4 protein-coding genes are annotated in these 3,528 nt (G+C 41.9%); 2 read left to right on the forward strand and 2 right to left on the reverse strand.

The window, feature by feature from the left end; all coding sequences use genetic code 11:
• Window positions 1–292: helix-turn-helix domain-containing protein (locus LC574_RS31650; RefSeq protein ID WP_229457525.1), on the reverse strand; the 292-nt coding region annotated here is incomplete at its 3' end.
• Window positions 293–315: 23 nt separating this feature from the next.
• On the opposite strand from LC574_RS31650, the gene LC574_RS31655 reads away from it, so the two are divergent.
• Window positions 316–927 carry a DUF3466 family protein gene (locus LC574_RS31655; protein WP_368736760.1) on the forward strand — a complete coding sequence of 204 codons (612 nt, stop codon included), beginning with the start codon at window positions 316–318 and terminating at the stop codon, window positions 925–927.
• Between the two features lie 219 nt (window positions 928–1,146).
• Here LC574_RS31655 and LC574_RS31660 read toward each other — a convergent pair whose 3' ends face one another.
• On the reverse strand, window positions 1,147–2,493 hold the full coding sequence (locus LC574_RS31660; RefSeq protein ID WP_229457528.1) for a GTP-binding protein: 1,347 nt from the start codon (window positions 2,491–2,493) through the stop codon (window positions 1,147–1,149).
• Between the two features lie 257 nt (window positions 2,494–2,750).
• Here LC574_RS31660 and LC574_RS31665 point away from each other — a divergent pair, with 257 nt between their 5' ends.
• Window positions 2,751–2,888: a hypothetical protein gene (locus tag LC574_RS31665; RefSeq protein WP_229457526.1), complete on the forward strand. Its 138-nt coding sequence runs from the start codon at window positions 2,751–2,753 to the stop codon at window positions 2,886–2,888.
• Window positions 2,889–3,528 lie beyond the last annotated feature (640 nt).

Genomic DNA, 3,528 nt, shown 5'->3' on the forward strand with positions numbered 1-3,528 from the left:
CCTGAGCCTGATCTGCCAAAAACTGTAAATTACTTTTCCTCTTTTGTTTTAGCTGGATTTCATATGCATTTACATCTTCAAGAAAGACCCTGCGATGTGTGCCTACTTTTTGAAAAGGTATTACCCCACTTTCAAGCAGTTTAACCAGGTGTGGTCTGGAGACATTTAACAGGGTTGCGGCTTCCTGTGTAGTTAATAGCGATTCAGAAGGAAGGAGAATTCCACGCCTTTTTCTATAGTGGGAGTGGAACACTGCAAGACCTGACCACCCTTGGGGGATCAAGCTCTGCAAGGGATATTAACGACTCAGGACAAATAGTTGGCTCTACACAATTTCAGCCAGGACAAAATCACCCTTTCCTATACAGTAGGAGTGGAGGATTACAGGACTTAGGCACACTTGGGGGTAAGGAAGGTATAGCTTTTGCTATCAATAACTTAGGACAGGTCGTTGGTAGCGCAGACACTGGAGCAACTTTTGAACCCGACGATCCAAAAGAATGCCCTTGTAATGTTAGCCACGCCTTCCTCTACAGTGGTGGAACACTGCAAGACTTAGGCACACTTGGGGGGCCAAACAGTGAGGCTACTGATATTAATGATTTTGGGCAAATAGTTGGTAATGCAGGCTCTCCCTTCTTCTATAGTGACGGTAAAATGAGTAATTTAAACGATCTCATTCCTGCTAATTCTGGTTGGCTTCTTGGAAGCGCAGATGGGATCAACAACTCTGGGCAAATTGTGGGTACTGGTACTATTCAAGACCCTGAACGTAATTATCCTGTTCATGCTTTTCTTTTGACACCTGTTTTGGAACCTACTTCTGTTCCCGAACCCTCAATCATATTGGGTTCATTGACGGCTAGTGCTTTTATAGTCTTAGGCAAAAAATCTAAGCAGCAAGACAAAGCTAAAGGCATAGTCTAGGCTCACAATTTCGACTATTTTATAACTGCCGTGTCAGCGAACTTGATACGGTAGTTTTTACATTAAGTTTTTCTGAGCGACCATCAACCTGTAAATTTCACCGTGCTTATTCTTCTGTGTGAATTGGGGTAAGACTTGTCTCGTTTTTTCAAAGTTAAATATTTTACCTCCTGATTAATTTGAGTCAAGAGAAACTTTTCAGAACACAACTCAAAAATCTCAATACTTTATGCCTAATTCTTGTCGCAGACGATACAGAATTGTATTTTGGTCAACTTGAGAGAGAATTTCTTGAATGACGCTGCTAGCGCCCAACTGTCCCCAAGTGCAGCCTTTTTCGAGATACACCTGAGCAGCTTTGCCAACGGAGTATGCACCATAACCGGCGATACCAGCTTGAGCGATCGCACTGCCAGCAAAGGCAGTAATATTGCTGGGATTGTCACCACTGGTTATTGCAGCCGTACTTTTACCCAAACCCAAAAGCAAACTGCTGCCTAATTCTCCCAGCAGCAAACCACCAGAACTAAATAGAATCGTTTTTAAAATTTTCCCGGCTTCGTAGCTAGTCATCGGCAAACCATACAATCTGGCTAGGGCGCGAATTAAAGCCAAATCGGCAACAGTTCCGCCAAGGATATCTAAGAAGGCGATGGGATTGAGCATTACTGCCAAAGCTTTGTATTTGGTAAATTGCCAAATGATATCTTCAGCTTCTTGTTCGCGTAAGTCGATGCTTTTTTGAGCGATCGCGGCTTCTGCATCCCGTGCTTGGATCAGTGCATTTAAAGCCAGAAGCGATCGCCCTTCTCGATTGAGAATGTTCAGAATTGTCTCTTTGAGTTCGTCTACTTGCGGTGGTGGCGTCTCCCATTCATAACTGACACGTCCATCAGGCCACTCAACCCGCACTTCCATTGGCGCTGGTTCCGCCGCCACCATGACAATTTCATCTGGTAGTAGAGGTTTCGCTTCAAAATGTCCTGCACCCAGTTGTTGCAAATTTTGGTAAATCGCTCCCTGGTCTGTATCTGGATAAAGGTCTATTTTGTTAAATACTAAAATCAGGGGTTTTTGTGCTTGACGTAATTCCAGCAGTGCTTGATACTCAGTGCGTGTGATATCACCAGACACGACAAACAAAATCAAATCAGCCTGTTGCACTACTTCTCGCGCCACGTCTGCCCGTGACTCACCCTCAATTTCATCTAATCCGGGGGTATCAATTAACTCTACTAGTACCTTACCACCGGGCTGCCAACGGACAGAACGGGGCCATTGAGTGACACCGTTCAAGGGCCCAGTTTGCAGAATCTTCTCTCCCAGTAAGGCATTCAAAACTGCCGATTTACCCCGACTCACCAAACCAAAGGCAGCAATTCTAATGACGTTAGAATCCAGCTTGTTGAGTGTGGAATTCAAAGCTTCCAATTCTGGTTTCAACAAACCTGCTAATTCCGGGTTGGATGACAACTGTCCTGACTTACGAAGATATCCATACCAAGACAGCGCTTGTCTGAGACTGGCGCGGGCACGATTTAAGTGAGTTTCTTGCAGATTTCGCACGAAGTTAGGTTGATTCAAGGTTCGACAAACAACAGGCTACATATCCATTTTGATCTAATTCCAAGGCTGTTAACCTGTTTTGTCTTTCTTAGGCAATTATTTTGATGATTTGCATACCTTTTAATGCAATGTCCATTTAGAACGTAGGATCGTGTTCATTATCCCAACACTTGCGATCGTGCCAGTTTCTCCCAGTCTGTTCACATTCAGATGCATTATCTATCCAAGGAATCGATGTAGAGTGGTGCAAGGTTCCAATGGAAGCGGATAAGCTAGCAGTGAATAAGGGCAATAATAGCGATAAAATTATCAATGTACAAGTCGGTAGAACGATTAAATGTCCACTGATCAGCACAATTTTAGTAGGTGTCCAAAAACTTATGGATATTTTATGATTTTTTTTGCGATTTTTTAAACTGGTTTTTCTGGTTTTTGAATTCGAGAAAAGCATAATGCAACCTTATTTATATCAGGTTATATAGCGTTTTCATTTGATTTTTCAAAGCCAAGCTGACTGAGAGGTAGCCGGATCAGGCTTTTGCTCTGAGGAAATTTGGCAAAAATCAATTTTTTTATGTAATAACATTATTGAAGCTATATTTTCTAATGTCAAACGTGTAAATAACTAATCGTTAGAAGTTTTAATCTTTGAGGGCTAAAAAATATTTTGAATGAAAAGATTTTGAAGTTTTAGAAATCGTCCCTGCGTAAATACCGACGGATTTAACTCATAGCCTTCCACCGCCGATGCTGGATTATTGTAGTGCGATCGCTTTCTGGGTAAACAGGAAATTTACTTAGGGACTTTCAACTAAAAAAATATCCTATCGCGGTGTAGGCAGGGGGGCAGGAAGCAGTTCTTGCTGGGGGAGAAAGAAAAATATTATCTGAGTAAATTGGATAATTTATTTGGTTCTTCAGTTCATTTTATGGAACAGAATAATAAATAAAACCTAAAGATAGGCTAGATTTATTGCTGTGACTGGGTTTTAAGTTTTTGAGCCTTTCTATAAAACTGCGATTTTAATGCTCTAC

Source organism: Nostoc sp. CHAB 5715 (assembly GCF_020829685.1).
GTDB lineage: Bacteria > Cyanobacteriota > Cyanobacteriia > Cyanobacteriales > Nostocaceae > Nostoc.